General features: G+C 37.5%; 2 protein-coding genes. Both read left to right on the top strand.

The genetic code is table 11. The features are described from left to right. Positions 1-43 precede the first annotated feature (43 nt). A complete protein-coding gene (locus Q5O73_RS05445; RefSeq protein ID WP_302669214.1) occupies positions 44-616 on the top strand; it encodes a hypothetical protein in 573 nt (190 codons plus the stop codon). 190 nt (positions 617-806) lie between these two features. Then, the coding region (locus tag Q5O73_RS05440) for an exonuclease SbcCD subunit D (protein ID WP_302669213.1) at positions 807-1,463 on the top strand (657 nt) is incomplete at its 3' end.

Genomic DNA, 1,463 nt, shown 5'->3' with positions numbered 1-1,463 from the left:
ATTTTTTCTACAAAAAGTGCAGTTATCCGGTTTAATGATAAATATGAAGAAAAAATTCATTTCATTATTGATGATAATAGCAATGATGTTTTCTATGCTTCCGGCGAATGTGGTTGACATAAAAGCTGCAACAGGGAAAACAGCTATTATTAGTGTAGAAGGGAAAAATGCCATTCCCGGCTCTACAGTATCTGTAAATGTGTCTATAAAGGACAATCCGGGAATATTAGGCTCGGTACTTAGGGTTGAATATGATTCCAAGCTTACATTGACAGATGCAAAGTCAGGGGAAGCTTTTAGCACATTAGTTATGACCAAGCCGGGAAAATTCGGTTCACCAAGCAAGTTTGTATGGGATGGTCAGGATTTGCCAATTACAGGAAGCCAGAATTCTAATTCGGCAGGATTCTTCTATTTATACGGAAGTGCTCCATGCTGGTATTATGAATGGACAAGGACAGTAGTTGCATCTTACAAGACTCAGTATCGTTATGCAGACCGCAGTAAGTCATACACATACTTATTTAAGAAGGTAGAGCAAAAGGAGTCCACCTCAGAAATTCAGGAATCGGATTCTGTAAGCAATGTACAAAAATGGGTTAAGTACACTATTTAGTGGGATAAAAATAACATAATATTATATAATAAAGAGGTCATTCACATTAGTGGATGGCCTCTTTGTTATGGATGCAAATATTAAAACTCATATTTTATTCTCATTAAACCATAACATATCTCTCTGATTAATTGACCGAAAAATCCATTAATGTTATACTAAAAGATAGTAAAAAAGTTCGGGAGGGACTATGCGTTTTATTCATACAGGAGATATTCATTTAGGAGCCATGCCGGAGAGCAGAAAAGAGTGGGCAAAAAACCGTGGAGATGAAATCTGGCAGACTTTTGAGAGATTAATAAAGAAAATTAAAGCACAGCCGGTGGATATGTTGATTATTGCCGGGGATTTGTTTCACAGACAGCCATTGCTTAGGGAGTTAAAAGAGGTGGACTATCTTTTTTCAACAATACCTGAAACTAAAGTAGTGCTGTGTGCCGGAAATCATGATGCCATTAAAAAGGGGTCATTTTACGATGGCTTTAAGTGGAGTGATAATGTTATTTTTCTAGGCAGTGAGAATGTTCAAAAAGTGGAAATCCCGGAACTTAACGCATGTGTCTATGGACTTAGCTACCATCAGACAGAAATAACAGATGGAATGTATGATCACATTATTGTGGACAGACCTGATATGATAAATATTCTGGTGGCTCATGGTGGTGATGAAAAGCATATTCCGATTAATAAAAAGAGAGTGGCAATGTCAGGATTTGACTACGTGGCAATGGGACATATTCACAAGCCGTTTATGGATGAAAAGTACAAAATGGCTTATTGTGGTTCCTTAGAGCCTATTGATGTGAATGATACAGGTGAGCGTGGCTATATATACGGAGAAGTGGAC

Source organism: Eubacterium sp. AF15-50, from assembly GCF_934835595.1.
Lineage (GTDB): Bacteria > Bacillota > Clostridia > Lachnospirales > Lachnospiraceae > Eubacterium_G > Eubacterium_G segne.
This window is presented reverse-complemented; position numbering and strand designations above follow the sequence as displayed.

Excerpts from the sequence above, each read along its gene's own strand:
- Q5O73_RS05445 (WP_302669214.1), top strand. The coding sequence starts at position 44 with ATGAAGAAAAAATTCATTTCATTATTGATGATAATAGCAATGATGTTT.